This window comes from Mycolicibacterium setense (genome assembly GCF_000805385.1).
In the GTDB taxonomy this organism is placed as follows: domain Bacteria; phylum Actinomycetota; class Actinomycetes; order Mycobacteriales; family Mycobacteriaceae; genus Mycobacterium; species Mycobacterium setense.
In genome coordinates, this window is record NZ_JTJW01000003.1 from 386,741 (window position 1) to 400,779 (window position 14,039).

General features: G+C 67.3%; 13 protein-coding genes. 5 read left to right on the top strand and 8 right to left on the bottom strand.

Annotated features, from left to right (window positions below; translation table 11 throughout):
• Positions 1 to 28: 28 nt before the first annotated feature.
• From QQ25_RS03330 to QQ25_RS03340, 3 genes are all read left to right on the top strand, one after another.
• The gene (locus QQ25_RS03330) at positions 29 to 811 is read left to right on the top strand and encodes a trans-aconitate 2-methyltransferase (RefSeq protein WP_039377138.1); all 783 of its coding nucleotides are present in this window, start codon (positions 29 to 31) and stop codon (positions 809 to 811) included.
• Positions 808 to 1,998, top strand: coding sequence for a metallophosphoesterase (locus tag QQ25_RS03335; protein ID WP_039377141.1), 1,191 nt, complete (start codon positions 808 to 810; stop codon positions 1,996 to 1,998). Before QQ25_RS03330 ends, QQ25_RS03335 begins: the two co-directional genes overlap by 4 nt.
• 85 nt (positions 1,999 to 2,083) lie before the next feature.
• A complete protein-coding gene (locus QQ25_RS03340) occupies positions 2,084 to 2,926 on the top strand; it encodes an alpha/beta fold hydrolase (protein WP_157847794.1) in 843 nt (280 codons plus the stop codon).
• Here the strand turns inward: QQ25_RS03340 and cysC are convergent.
• The 4 genes from cysC to QQ25_RS03360 form a co-directional block, all read right to left on the bottom strand.
• The gene (gene cysC / locus QQ25_RS03345; RefSeq protein ID WP_052235588.1) at positions 2,923 to 4,824 is read right to left on the bottom strand and encodes a sulfate adenylyltransferase subunit CysN; all 1,902 of its coding nucleotides are present in this window, start codon (positions 4,822 to 4,824) and stop codon (positions 2,923 to 2,925) included. The genes QQ25_RS03340 and cysC overlap by 4 nt on opposite strands.
• Entirely contained in the window at positions 4,824 to 5,768 is a 945-nt protein-coding gene (gene cysD / locus QQ25_RS03350; protein ID WP_052235589.1) for a sulfate adenylyltransferase subunit CysD, read from the bottom strand. The genes cysC and cysD overlap by 1 nt, the downstream gene beginning before the upstream one ends.
• The gene (stf0, locus tag QQ25_RS03355) at positions 5,765 to 6,568 is read right to left on the bottom strand and encodes a trehalose 2-sulfotransferase (RefSeq protein WP_039313372.1); all 804 of its coding nucleotides are present in this window, start codon (positions 6,566 to 6,568) and stop codon (positions 5,765 to 5,767) included. The genes cysD and stf0 overlap by 4 nt, the downstream gene beginning before the upstream one ends.
• A gap of 78 nt (positions 6,569 to 6,646) precedes the next feature.
• A complete protein-coding gene (locus QQ25_RS03360; RefSeq protein ID WP_039377145.1) occupies positions 6,647 to 8,020 on the bottom strand; it encodes a sulfatase family protein in 1,374 nt (457 codons plus the stop codon).
• A 116-nt stretch (positions 8,021 to 8,136) separates the two neighbouring features.
• Between QQ25_RS03360 and QQ25_RS03365 the strand changes: the two genes are divergently transcribed.
• Entirely contained in the window at positions 8,137 to 8,850 is a 714-nt protein-coding gene (locus QQ25_RS03365) for a TetR/AcrR family transcriptional regulator (protein ID WP_039377147.1), read from the top strand.
• Here QQ25_RS03365 and QQ25_RS03370 read toward each other — a convergent pair.
• The 3 genes from QQ25_RS03370 to QQ25_RS03380 form a co-directional block, all read right to left on the bottom strand.
• Positions 8,847 to 10,274 carry an FAD-dependent oxidoreductase gene (locus QQ25_RS03370; RefSeq protein WP_039377149.1) on the bottom strand — a complete coding sequence of 476 codons (1,428 nt, stop codon included), beginning with the start codon at positions 10,272 to 10,274 and terminating at the stop codon, positions 8,847 to 8,849. The genes QQ25_RS03365 and QQ25_RS03370 overlap by 4 nt on opposite strands.
• Positions 10,274 to 11,269, bottom strand: coding sequence for an AurF N-oxygenase family protein (locus tag QQ25_RS03375; RefSeq protein ID WP_039377150.1), 996 nt, complete (start codon positions 11,267 to 11,269; stop codon positions 10,274 to 10,276). Before QQ25_RS03375 ends, QQ25_RS03370 begins: the two co-directional genes overlap by 1 nt.
• A 73-nt stretch (positions 11,270 to 11,342) precedes the next feature.
• A complete protein-coding gene (locus QQ25_RS03380) occupies positions 11,343 to 11,825 on the bottom strand; it encodes a hypothetical protein (RefSeq protein ID WP_039377153.1) in 483 nt (160 codons plus the stop codon).
• A 58-nt stretch (positions 11,826 to 11,883) separates the two neighbouring features.
• Here QQ25_RS03380 and QQ25_RS03385 point away from each other — a divergent pair, with 58 nt between their 5' ends.
• Complete coding sequence (locus QQ25_RS03385; RefSeq protein ID WP_234711835.1) at positions 11,884 to 12,558, top strand: phosphatase PAP2 family protein; 675 nt, start codon at positions 11,884 to 11,886, stop codon at positions 12,556 to 12,558.
• Here the strand turns inward: QQ25_RS03385 and QQ25_RS03390 are convergent.
• Entirely contained in the window at positions 12,512 to 13,987 is a 1,476-nt protein-coding gene (locus tag QQ25_RS03390) for a bifunctional phosphatase PAP2/diacylglycerol kinase family protein (protein ID WP_039313391.1), read from the bottom strand. The genes QQ25_RS03385 and QQ25_RS03390 overlap by 47 nt on opposite strands.
• Positions 13,988 to 14,039: the final 52 nt, after the last annotated feature.

Sequence of the window (14,039 nt, forward strand, 5' to 3'; positions counted from 1 at the left end):
TGGAGACCGACGCAGGCATGATCGGGTTATGTGGAATCCGGACACCTACCTCAACTTCGCCGACCATCGGGGCCGGCCGTTCTACGACTTGCTCTCGCGGGTAGGGGCCACGGCGCCGCGCCGCGTGGTCGATCTGGGATGCGGCCCGGGCAACCTGACCGAGACGCTGCTGCAGCGCTGGCCCGATGCCACGCTGGAGGCCTGGGACAGCTCACCGGAAATGGTGGCGGCCGCGCGGGCCCGCGGGCTTGAGGCGCACGCCGGTGCCATCGAGGACTGGACACCACAACCCGACAGCGACGTGGTGATCTCCAACGCCGCTCTGCAATGGGTGCCCTCGCATCGCGAGCTCGTCGTGCGGTGGGCCGGACAGCTACCGGCCGGGGCCTGGATCGCCTTCCAGGTGCCGGGCAACTTCGATGCGCCCTCGCACCACGCGGTGCGTGAGCTGGCGCGGCGCGAGCCGTTCATCGAGCCGCTGCGGGACATGCCCTGGCGGGACGTGGGCCAGGTCGACACCCCGGCGGAATACGCGGGGCTGCTGACCGACGCGGGATGCGCCGTGGATGCCTGGGAAACCACCTATGTGCACCAATTGTCTGGTGAGACACCGGTTCTGAACTGGATCACCGGAACGGCTCTGACTCAGGTCAAAGGCAGGCTGACCGACGAGTTGTGGGACCAGTATCGCCAGGCCATCATCCCGATGCTGGCCGAGGCCTACCCGAGGCGCGGGGACGGCACCACGTTCTTCCCGTTTCGGCGGGTATTCGTGGTCGCTCAGGTCCCACACACGATCGAGGCACGATGACCGACAACCCGGCTGAAGTAGTCGAAGAAGCCGCGCACCCGTCCCGCCGGCGGCGCCATCGGTGGCGCCGCATGGCAGTGGTGACGGCGGTACTGGCGCTGCTGTTCGGGGTGCCGTGGTGGACGCTGGTGGTGTCCGGTGCGGCGTGGCCCGGACCGGTCGTCGTCGCCGGCAGCGTGCTGTTCGCCGCAGGGTTGGTCGGCTTGCCCGCGCTGCTGATCAGCGGCCACGGCCGCCGCAGTGACCGCGCGGCAGCTTTGGGCGACGCGCTACTCGGCGTGATATGGGTGCTGTTCGTCTGGTCGGTAGTCGGTCAGCTGCTGGCGTTGGGGTTACTGACCGGCGGGGTGGCCGAACCGGTGCGCTCACGGATGGTGGCAGTCGCGGTCATCGCGGTTTCCGTCGTCCTGCTCGGCTGGGGACACTTCGAGGCGATGCGGGTGCCACGGGTCAAACACGTCCAGGTCCGGATCCCGCGTCTCGGCCGCGGGTTGGACGGACTGCGCGTCGCGATGATCACCGACACCCACTACGGACCGCTGGAGCGGGTGCGGTGGTCAGCGGCGGTGGTGGCCCGGGTGAACGAACTCGAAGCCGACGTGGTGTGCCACGTCGGCGACATCGCCGACGGGACCGTCGACATCCGTCGGGAGCAGGCCGCTCCGCTCGCCGCGGTGCGGGCGGCCTCGGCGCGGGTCTACGTGACCGGTAACCATGAATACTTCAGCGAGGCACAGGGCTGGCTCGACTACATGGAGACCATCGGCTGGGACGTCCTGCACAACCGGCACATCATCGTCGAGCGCGACGGCGACCGGCTGGTGGTCGCGGGTGTGGACGACGACACCGCCGGGGCGTCCGGGGTGCCAGGCCACGGCGAGGATCTCGCCACCGCCCTATCCGGAGCTGATCCTGGGCTGCCGGTGCTACTGCTCGCACACCAGCCCAAGCAGATCCCGCAGGCGGTGGCCGCCGGGGTGGATCTGCAGATCTCCGGACACACGCACGGCGGTCAGATCTGGCCGTTCAATTTCTTGGTCCGGCTCGACCAGCCGTCCGTGCACGGGCTGAGCCGGCACGGCGACCGGACGCAGCTCTACACCAGCCGCGGCACCGGGTTCTGGGGCCCACCGTTCCGGGTGTTCGCCTCCAGTGAGATCACCGTTCTGACGCTTCGGGCGACGTGATCCGCTGATGCGCGACGGCTTTCGGTGGACAGTCATTACCTAGGACGTAATCGACATGCGTACCTTCACGTTCGACCATTGGCGTATGCCGACATTCAAGAGCGCCGACCTTCTCGACATCCACTACATCGACATCGGATCCGGTCCGGCCCTGGTCTTCACCCACTCGTGGGGACTCAACTCGGGCCAATGGAGTCAGGTGATCCAACGCCTGGTGGACAAGGGCTTTCGGTGTGTTGCCTATGACCGGCGCGGGCACGGACGCTCGGGCGCCTATGCCGGCGACTGGACGGTGGATCTGCTGGCCGACGACCTGGCCGCGCTGCTCGATCACCTGCATCTCGACGACGTGACACTGGTCGGACATTCGCTGGGTTGTGGTGAGATCGTGCGCTACCTCAGCCGCTACGGGGCGGCACGGGTGACCCGGGGTGTTCTCGTGGCGGCCCAGCTTCCGCTGGTGGTCAAGACCCCGGACAACCCCGATGGTGTCCCCGAGGCGATGCTCGACGGAATGATCGCCGAGCTGGAACGCGATGTGCGGCAATGGTGTGTCGACAACGTCGCACCCTTCTTCGGAGATCACGCGGTGTCGCCCGAGGTTGTCGACTGGACCGTGGATGAGGTCGTCGCTGTGCCCGTCGAGACTCTGGTCGCCACCCAGAGGATGGGTGCCCACACCGACCACCGTGCCGAGCTCACCGGCCTGGACCTGCCGATTGTGCTGCTGCACGGCGACGCCGACGTGTCGACGCCTATCGAGCTCACCGGGCGACGTGCGGCCGCACTGCTGCCGCAGGCCGAGCTCATCGAGATCCCCGGCGCCGCCCACGGTTTGTACATCACCCATGCCGACCGGGTGATCGATGCGATTTGTGTGCGTTCACCGGCGCTCACCGCCGCTGAACGCACACAAATCACGGGTTAGCGGCGGGTGTTGAGAAAGTCGATGACCTGTTGGACCAGGTCGTCGATGACAGCGCCGGTGGTGTCGAGCACCAGATCGGGATTCTCGGGCGCCTCGTAGGGAGCGTCGACCCCGGTCAGTCCCTTGAGCTCACCGGCGCGGGCCCGCGCATACAGCCCCTTGGGATCGCGGCGCTCGCACTCGGCCAGCGAGGTCGCGACGTGCACCTCGATGAACGGCAGCTTGGCGGCGTCGTTGAGGGCCCGCGCCGTGTCCCGGTCCGACTTCAGCGGCGACACCAACGATGCCAGCGCCACCACACCCGCATCGGCCAGCAGTCGGGTCAGATGCCCGACGCGGCGGATGTTCTCGGTGCGATCCCCGGCCGAGAAACCGAGGTCATCGGACAGGCCGTGACGCAGGTTGTCCCCGTCGAGCAGATAGGCCACCTGGCCCGATTCGACCAGGGCCCGCTCGACGGCCACCGCCAGCGTGGACTTGCCCGATGCGGGCAGGCCGGTGAACCAGATGGTGGCGCCGCGTTGTCCGGTGCTGTTCCAGCGGTATTCGCGGTCCAGCGACGACGGATGCCATTTGATGTCGGACCGGTTGTGTCCGCTCGGCTTGAGTTCCCGGGCCTCGATGATGATCCCGGCGCCGACGGTGTCGTTCGAGACCTCGTCGATCAGTATGAACGCGCCGTTGTCGCGGTTGTCGGCGTAGTTGTCGGCCACCAGTACCGAGCTGGTGCGCAAGGTGATCGAGCCGATGTCGTTGAGCGTCAACTCGACCGGGGCCTCGACCTCGTTCAGGGTCTCCGGGTCCAGTTTGGTGTGCAACTCCTGGACCGTGGCTCGCACCGTGCGGGTGCCGTGCTTGAGAGCCAGCCGGTCGCCTGCCCGCAGCGGATTGTCGAAGAACCAGCACACCGTCGCGTCGATCTCACGGGCCAGCACCGGCGCCACGGCCTCCGAGGCGCCGCTGACGAAGACATCGCCGCGGCCGACGTCGATATCGTCGGCCAGCTCGATCGAAACCGAGAGCGGCGCAACGCCTACCGATCGGTCATCGTCCAGAGTGTCCAACGCCGTCACCACCGAGCGGGTCCCGGCCGGCAGGCTCACCACCGGGTCACCGACCTGGAGCGTGCCCGCGGACAGCCGGCCGGTGTAGCGGCGACGTTGCTCGGGTGTCGGCCTCGACACCCACTGCACCGCCAGTCGCAGGTTCGCCGGATCGGCATGGGGCGCCGTCAGTTCGATGCCTTCGAGGTATTCGAGCAGGGTCGGCCCGTCGTACCACGGGGTGTTCTCCGAGCGGTGTACGACGTTGTCACCCAGCTTGGCCGCGATCGGGATGACGGTGAGATCGAGCCCGCCGAGCCGGTCGGCCACCTGCTGCAGCTCTTCCTCGACCTCGTTGAACCGGCCCTTGTCGAAGTCGACCAGATCGATCTTGTTGACGGTGGCCACGAAGTGCTTGATGCCCAACAGTTTCGCGATGCGGGCGTGGCGCCGGGTCTGACGCAGTACCCCGGCCCGGGCATCGACCAAGAGAATGGCCACGTGTGCGTTGGAGGCGCCGGTGAACATGTTGCGGGTGTAGCGCTCGTGTCCGGGAGTGTCGGCGAGGATGTAGCTACGGGTGGCAGTGGAGAAGAACCGGTAGGCCACATCGATGGTGATGCCCTGCTCCCGTTCGGCCCGCAGGCCGTCGGACAGCGCCGCCAGGTCGGCTATGCCGTCCGAATCGGTCACGGCCTCAAGATGATCCAGCGGCAGGCTGTCTGTGTCGTGCAACAGGCGGCCGATCAGGGTGCTCTTGCCGTCGTCGACCGAACCGGCCGTGGTGATGCGAAGAAGCTGACGCGGCCGTGCCTGATTCCCCGTCTCTCCGCTGCGCTCCGCTCGCCTCGTCATCAGAAATAGCCCTCTCGCTTGCGGTCTTCCATGGCGGCGACCGACGTGCGGTCATCGGCGCGGGTCTCGCCCCGCTCGGAGACAGTGGCCGCCGAGATCTCCGTGATCACCCGGTCGATGGTGGTGGCCTCCGACCGGACGGCTCCGGTGATGGTGAGATCGCCGACCGTGCGGTAGCGCACCCACTCCACAGCCGACCGCTCGGCGCCGACGGGCCGGGCGTACTCCGAGACCGCGAGCAGGATGCCGTCGCGTTCGAAGACCTCGCGTTGGTGGGCGAAGTAGATCGACGGCAGCTCAAGGTTTTCCAGCTCGATGTAGCGCCAGATGTCGAGTTCGGTCCAGTTCGACAGTGGGAATACCCGAACCTGCTCGCCCTTGCGGATCCTGCCGTTGTAGAGGGCCCACGGCTCGGGCCGCTGGGCCCGCGGATCCCACTGGCCGAACTCGTCGCGGAAACTCAGGATGCGTTCCTTGGCGCGTGCTCGCTCCTCGTCGCGGCGGGCGCCACCGAATGCCGCGTCGAAACCGCCGGCCTCCAGCGCGTCGAGCAGCGTGCGGGTCTGCTGTCGATTACGGGACGCGCCCGGTCCCGGATCGGCGACTCGGCCGCTGTCGATGGTTTCCTGCACCGACCCGACGAGCAGCTTGTGCCCGACGCCGGTGGTCCGCCGGTCCCGGAACTCGATGACCTCCGGGAAGTTGTGCCCGGTGTCCACGTGCAGCACCGGGAACGGCAACGGCGAAGGGCGGAACGCCTTCTCGGCCAGGCGCAGCAGGACGATGGAGTCCTTGCCCGCGGAGAACAGCAGCACCGGGCGCTGCAGTTCGGCCACCACCTCGCGAATGATGTGGACGGCTTCGGCTTCCAGTAGCCGCAGCTCGTCGACATGCAAGAGATCGGTACTTGTTGCTCTTCGCGCAAGCGGCTCATCGATACTCATACCGGCAGGCCCTCCTTTTCGGCGTCCTTGCGGTAGCGATCCACCCACTCGTCGGATCGCTGGTCGGCCTGGCGTTCCAGCACCGGCTGCGGGGCCAGCCGCGGGTCGAGGCCGAGCGCTTCGAGCACGGTGGCCACCACGGTGGTGAGGTTGCGCCACAGGTAGGGATACGAGATGTCGATGGGGGAGATGTTCTCCTCGGCGAACCAGGCGCGCCAACCCTCTTCCTGGGCCTGCAGCAGCTTGATCACGTGGGCGATGGCGCCGGCATGGTATTCGGCCCGGGCGTCGCGCGCCGGATCGGCACGCCCCCGCCAGACCCTGGTCTGTACCGCCCGCCAGAATGAAACTGCCTGTGACACAACGTCGGGGCGGTAGACGTGGATCAGCACCGGGTCGCTGCCGATGACATCGCGGATCGCGGCGAGCAGTCCGGGCCCCGAGCGCTCGGGCAGACCCTCGGCGCGCTCGAGCAACAGCGGGGTCTGGTTCCACATCAGCTTGCCGCCCCACACCCCGTTGGGGGTGCGGCCGACCGTGCGGATGTAGTCGCGCCAGATCTCCGAGGGGGCCAGGTCGGGCTTGCCCTCGACCAGCGGATCGAGCAGTCGCAGGATCGACTGGTCTTCGACGTCGGCGAACCATTCCAGGGGCTGCGGCGACATGCTGGTCTGCGGCAGGTACTGGAAGAACTCCTGCGGCTCGCCGGCCATGCCGGTGGCGCGCAGGGATTCCACCAGCAAGGTGCTGCCGCTGCGCTGGGAAGCGAGCACCAGGTAGGCAGTCGGATGATCTGACATGGGCGAGACTCTAACCATCATTGGTTTGCGGCGCCTATTCAAAGAAGCGTCAAGAGTTTTAGCTCACGGAGATGAAAACTATTGGCGGGTATCGGTGATGCCGCGGTCGGCGGCGATGGCGGATCTACTGGTGACCGGCCGGGCGCGAATACTCAGATAGGTGTCGGTGAAACGCTCCGAAATGCGGGTCCCGGCGAATTCTGACGGGATGACGTCGAGAGTCTTCTGGCGCCAGTCGTTCAGCAACAATGCGAGATCGTCGGCGATCGCTTCGGCCTTGTCGGTCGCGTCTGGTCCGAGCAGGTTGTGGCGTTCGGTCGGGTCCGCCACGAGGTCGTACAGCTCGCGGCCGGGCCGCGGGGTCAGGACCTTGTCGCCGAGCAGGCGTCCGGGTGGGCTGTCGGCGATATCCCACGGCAGGTCCAACAATGGTCGCGCCGCATAATTCTCGATATAGCTGTACTCCTTTGTGCGGACGGCACGAATAGGGTCGAAAGAATCGTGGTAGGTCTTCGTCGTGTAGACCTCGGATCGAATCTCAGACGTTTCCGTGGCCGTTGCTGTGAGGTTGCTGGCATGTGACAATCCCTCGATGTCGTCCGGGATGTCGACGCCGAGCAGGTCGAGGAGCGTGGGCAGCAGATCGACCCCGCTGAACAACTCGTCGTAGCGGTGCGGAACCCCGCCGGCCCGTCCTCGCGGCGGCCGCACGATCAACGCGATCCCCGTGCCCGCGTCGTACAGCGTGGACTTGGCCCGCGGCAGCGCAGGCCCGTGATCGGTCATGAACACGACCCAGGTGTTCTCGTCGAGCCCGGCGGCAGCCAGGGCGTCGAGCAGTTCGCCGACCTTCGCGTCGGCTACCGCGATCGAGCCGTAGAACTCGGCGAGATCCTCGCGTACTTCTCCGGTGTCGGGCAGGTAGTCGGGAACCTCGACGGATGCCGCGTCGCGCGGTTCGTACCGATCACGGGGATAGGGCCGGTGGGTCTCGAAGAATCCGGCAGTCAGCAGGAACGGTTCGCGCGGAGCATCCGCCAGCCACGCGGTGGCCTTCTCGACGACGTACTCGCAGAACGAATTGGACACATCGTACTCGTGGTAGCCCAGGTTGGCTGGGTACGAGGTCTCGTGCTGCATTCCGAACAGCGCTGTGTACCAGCCATTTTCGGCAAGAATATGGGGCAGTGTGCGCACGCCGGCCCGGTACTCCCAGCCGTGGTGGGTCAGACCCACCAGGCCGTTGCTCTGCGGGTAGCGCCCGGTGAACAGCGAACCTCGCGACGGGGAGCACAACGGCGCGGTGGCGTGCGCACGGGTGAACAGGACTCCCTCGGCGGCGAGCTGGTCGAGGTGGGGGCTGGCCACGTCCGCGTGGCCGTACGCACCGAGATAGCGCCCGAGGTCATGCCAGTGGACGATCAGCAGATTCTGCCGTTGCGGCTCGGTCACGTCACGTCACTCCTTTCCATCCACCCTACGACCGAACAGCCTGAGCCCTGCTCGCGCAACCGTTCGGCTCATCGAGAGCTGCTTGTTCGCCGAGGCTTCGTCGGTAGGGTGGGGCCATGCCGACCGCCGCCGACCCCACAGCGGTCAGCGGCTATGAAGCCCGCTGGGAGCAGCACAATGCCGAGCGCCGGGCCCAGATCATGCAGGCGGCGGTCGCGTTGGTGGAGGAGAATCCGCCGGGCGCGGAGATCTCCATGGCGCGTATCGCAGAGCGCGCCGGGGTGGCGAAGTCCGTGGTGTATCGCCAGTTCGCGGGCAAAGAGGAGCTCGAGCGGCGCGTCCGGTCCTATGTGTTCGACGACTTCGCGGCGCTTCTCGACGCGAAACTCGACGTCACCAACGGTTCGCTGCGCGACATCCTGACCCGCACGGTGGCGGCGGTGGCCGATTGGATGCTCGAGCACCCGCGGCTGGATGAGTTCGTCCGGCGCGGGCCGACGTTCGACGGCGACGGCTCGCTGGATGCGGTCAGCGAGCTCAAGCTGCGCATGACCAGGCAATCCGAGGGCATCATCGCCGCGATCGCGCAGACCATCGGTATCGATGACAGCGCGTTCAAGACGGTCCCGTTCGCGGTCGTGACGATGGTGGAAGCCACGCTGTCGGCGTGGACGCGCGGTGCCGCGCCGGCCCAGTCGCGCGAGGAGATCGTCACGCATCTGGCCGATTTCGGCTGGTACGTGCTGGACGGCGCGGCGCGCGCGAGCGGGTTGGACATCAACCGTGACGACGAGTTGACGTCGGTGATCGCCGCGCTGACCAACCGTTAGGCCAGCAGTCCGGTGTTGAAATCGGCGACCAGGCTGCGCACGGTCTCCTGGGCACAGGACTTGTTGGTGCCGATGAAACCGGTCGGTCCGCGTTTGATCCACCCGGTGACATAGGCGCCGCGAACTCCTGGCACGCGGCCACCGTCATTCGGCACCGTCGCCGTGGCATCGTCGAACGGCAATCCTGCGACGGGCCGGCCGCGGTATCCGATCGACGTCAGCACCAGCCCCGCTTCGATGACCCGTTCGCGCCCCGTCGATTTCACCCGCGTCGAACCGTCCGGCGCGGCGATCAATTCGTTGTGGACGAATTCCACTCCGGTGGCCGTTGATTCGCCCAGGACGGCGGTCGGTGACAAGAGGTACTCGAGCACGATCCGGCGATTACCCGCCCCGTGTGGCGCCCCGCGCAGAATCGCCGCCCTGGGGTCAGTGGCAGGCAGCATCCTGAGGTCCTCGTCGCGGACGACGACATCGACACCCGGTGTCGAGCACAGCCCGACCAGCTCGGGCACGGTGAACGCGGACTGTTCGATCCCGCGCCGGCCGACCACGACCACCTCCTCGATTGCGCTGTCGCGCAGGGTGCTCAGCGCGTGCGGGGCGATGTCGGTGTCGGCGAGGAGGTCCGGATCGATGGTGAGGATGCGGGCAACGTCGAGCGCGACGTTGCCATTGCCGATGATGACCACGCGACGGCTCGACAGGTCGAAGGATCGACCGGCGTGATCGGGATGGTTGTTGTACCAGGCGACGAACTCGGTGGCCGAGGTGACACCGGGCAGATCGATGCCGTCGATGTCGAGGCGACGGTCCGTCGAGGCACCCACGGCGTAGATGACGGCGTGATGCTCGGCGAGCAGATCGTCGTGAGTGACCTGGTTGCCGACCTCGACTCCGAGCCGCATCTCCAGGCGAGGGTCGGCGGCGATGTCGTCGAACTGGCGGGCCACCCCGCGAGTCCGCCGGTGATCGGGGGCCACCCCGAATCGGGCCAATCCGTATGGGCGGGTGAGCCGTTCGTAGATCCGGACCCGCGCGCCGGGAATGGTCAGCACCTCTTCGGCGGCATACATCGCGGCTGGGCCCGATCCGACGATCGCGACCCGAAGATCGCCGGTGCGTACCTGCAAGGGCGGCACCACGGGTGCGAGAATCGGCCTCGGCCGGGGTGTGGCGTAGAAATCGGCGTTCAGGGTGGCGAACACGTCCTCCGCACCGGTCAGCTTGGTGTGCGGTTTGATCGCGTCCACCGGGCACGCCGATACGCAGGCACCGCAATCGACGCATTCGACGGGGTCGACATAGAGCATCTGTGCGGTGTGGAAGTCAGGCTCGTCGGGTGTGGGGTGAATGCAGTTCACCGGGCAGGCGTAGACGCAGGATGCGTCGCTGCAGCAGGACTGCGTGATGACGTGGGGCATCAGGCGATGGCAACCGCTTCGCGGTCCGGCACGCCGCGGTAGCGGGCCGCCTCACCGTCGATTCCGCAGCGTCCCCACACCCAGCGGCCGACCCGGTTCATCAACCCCAGTTCCTCGCTGAGCGAGCGCATTTCACCGAAGTAGCCGGCCAGGATCTTGCGTGAGTGCGGGCTACGCCAGAACGCGTCCTTGATCACCGCGCGCGGAATCCCGAATTCCTCGCCGAACGACTTCGGGGGAGCCACGATCTCGTGGGCAAGCCAGCGCAGGGTCAGCGGGAATGCGACGCACGCGAACGCCTTCATCCGCCAGGACCGTTCCGGCATATGGGTTTTGAGGAACTCGTGCGCCCAGGAGATGTGGCGTGCCTCTTCGGCGATGTGGATCTGCATGGTCCGCAGCACCGCGGGCGGGATGTTGGAGCCCTCGCGGATCAGCCCCTTCTGGAAGTGGTCGATCGGCTCCTCGCCGGCCAGGATGCCTGCCATGAACGCCGTAGGCGAGTATTGGCCGACCAGGCCGATGTAGGGCGACAGCCGGCGGAACAGCGGCCGCATGCCGGGAACGTCCACGCCGCTGCGATTCACCAGCTCCTGGAACATCTGGATGTGGTTGCACTCCTCGGTCATCTCGTGCAACGCGTAGCGGAACTCCGGTGAGTTGTTCGGCAGCTTCATGATGAAGGCCATCAACCCGCGGATCAGGATGCTCTCGAACGCCGCGCCGACCTTGACCGAGTTGAGCGTGCGCCAGCGGCCGATCTCGATCTGCCGGGCCAGCGGCTGGGCCTGGTACCAGGCGGTGGCGCCGAGCGGATCGACGTTGGGTGACAGCACCCAGCGTCGATCGTCGAGGTCGATGGCCAACTCGGGGGAATCCCACGCGATGTCCAGGTAGGGGTCGAAGCGGCGACGTACAGAGCCCTCGGACAGTGTCTGCAACAGATCCTGGTAACCCGCATCCATCGGTGCGGTGTCAGGCGAGGTGGAAGCCATGGCCACAATTTACCGAGACTTCGCGTCCCGGTAAATAGTCTTTTGCTCGGGACTATGGGCGGGCCGGGCCGGACTACGGGTGGTAGGGCACCCCGACCGCCCGAAATACGTATTCGGGCCCGACATCGAAGGCCAGTGACGTGCGAGGCAACTGCATCAGGACCTCGTCCGGGATCGCGGTCTTGTAGTGCAGCGACAACTGGCCGCGGCAACGTGGGTCGATTTCGGCCACATCGGCCTGGAGGGTGAGCCCGTCCGCACTCAACTCGGCGTGCACCGCGCCGACCTGCGGCGCCGACCACGGCTGGTCGATGCTGCGCCCGGCAAGCTTGGGCAGCGTCGACATGGTGGCCAGTGCGCGGTAGTTGGTCAACACCAGGGCACCGGCGTAGCTGGCCACGCTGCCCGCCGACCGCTTGCCCGGGATTGTTCCGGTGAAGCGCCTGGTCAGCGAGACATATTCGGCGAGAAACAGGATGCCCTCGGCTTCGGCTTCTGTTCGCAAACCCTCCGGCAGTGCCCCGATGTGCATCAGCTTTCGCAGGATCAGTGCCATGTCTTCGACGGTAGCGCGCAAAGATGGCAAATCAGTTGGAGCTGGTAGAGATGACCTGGTGAGAATCCGGGCCGGATGGCTGAGCGTGACCGCGGTGGCAGCACTCGCGGTGTTCGCGACGATGTGGCTGGGTTTCGCGCTGCACTGGGGCTGGTTGGCTGACGTCGACGACGCCGCGCTGTCCGCGGCGTACTCCTACGGCATCGCCCGGCCCGGATGGGTGACGGCGTGGGACGTCTTCTGCACGGTCATGGGCCCATTGGGATTCCGCCTGGTCGGCCTGGCCATCATCGTGGCCGCGTTGGTGCGCAGGCAGTACCGCGTGGCGCTGTTCCTGGCCCTGACCGTCGAACTCAGCGGAATCGTCACCGAACTGGTCAAGTCCGTGGTCGACCGCCCGCGCCCCGACACGGCCATGGTCTACGCGCTGTCGTCATCGTTCCCGTCCGGACACGCGCTCGGCGTGATCGTCAGCGTGCTGGCCCTGCTGTGCGTGGCACGGCCCGCGCTGTCTGGGCGGGTGTACATGTGGCTGTGCGTGTTCGGCGCAGCCGTGGTGGTCCTCATCGGCGTGGGTCGCGTCGTGCTCAATGTCCATCACCCCTCCGACGTGGTGGCCGGCTGGGGCCTCGGCTACGCGTATTTCGTGGCGGTCTACCTGCTGTGCCCGCCGTACCCGGCACCGGTCACGGCAGCGGACGAAACACCGGCAACGCCCGGTAGCGGGCGCTGAACGTCGCCTCGCTGCATGACTCGCCGATCTCACCGTCGTGCGCGAGCACCGTCGGCCCGTCGACCGTGGTGAACCGGAACTTGGGCACCTGCAGCTCGTGATAGAGCGGGCTGCGCTCCAGGCGACCCAACGCGATGGCGGTCGCGATGCGCAGCCGGCTCAACCGCCTGCCGGTCTCCAGGATCCGCACATCGATCAGGCCGTCATCGAGGCGCGGACGGTGCGACGGTGCGAAGCCTGACGGGAAGTACGTGGAATTGCCGAGGAAGAACAGCGAAGTCTGCAGCGTCTTGTCGTCGTAGGTGATGCGCACCGGTTCGTCGCGGCGCAGCACGTGATAGAGCGCGTAGGCGCCGGCCAGCTTCTTGCCGAGTCGGTGCTCGAGCTTCTCCCGCACCCGCACGTACTTCGGGTACGCGCCGATGCTGGCCGTGTTGATCACCATGGTGTTCTGTCCGTCGTCCTCGTTGAGGCTCACCAGGTCGACGTACGCCGCGCTGCCGTCGCGAATGGCCTCGACGGTCCGGGCCACGCTGTCGCAGCCGATGTCCTTGGCGAAGTGGTTGAACGTCCCGCCGGGAAATACCGCGAGCGGCACGTCGGCCTGGACGGCGATACCGGCCGCACACGCCACCGTGCCGTCGCCGCCGCCGACCGCCAGCACCTCACAGCGTGCGGCCGCAGCGCGAAGTACCTCGACGACGTCGTCGCCGTCGCTCAACTCGATGATCTCGGCCTCCGGCAGCGCGTCGTGCACCTCGTCGACCACCCGGGCGCCCGTGCCTCCGCCGGAGGCGGGGTTGATGACGAGCACGACGCCGGCGCCGTCGGGGCGGGCAGGAGTGCGAAAGCGCAGGGGTGCGGCCGTGGGCAGGCTCGCGGTGGGGATCGGCGGGACCACGCGGCCGCCCAGGATGGCGATGCCCGCACCGATGCCGAATCCGGCGAACACGTCGCCTGGGTAGTGGGCGCCCGTGGCCACCCGGGACAGCCCGACCAGCCCGGCCAGCAGCGCGAGACCCAGTCCGATGGGTGGGCTTTCCAGCCCGACCCCGACGGCGAAAGCGGCTGCGCTCGCGGAATGTCCCGACGGCAGGGAGTGCGAGGTCGGCATGCGGCGCGTGCGGCGGACCTGTGGCACCAGCCGGTGATCCGGGCGGGGCCTGCGCCAGACCCGCTTGGCCACCTGATTGGTCAGCAGGCTGGTGACGGCCAGGCTCGCCACGCCGCGTGCGCTGCCGCGGCGCGCGGCCGGTCCGCCCAACACGCCGAGGGCAACACCCAGCGCGAGCCATATCTTCGAGTGGTCGGCGGCTGACGTCAGCTTCGGCATCACGGTGTCGAGCAGCGGACTGGGGGATTCCGCGACCGCCTCGAAAACCTCGCGATCCAACGTGCCCAGGCCTCGGCCGATCCGTCGAAGGTTCATGCCGCCAACCTAGCTGTGAACACGTTCGCAGGCCGCGACCTGATCGTGTCTG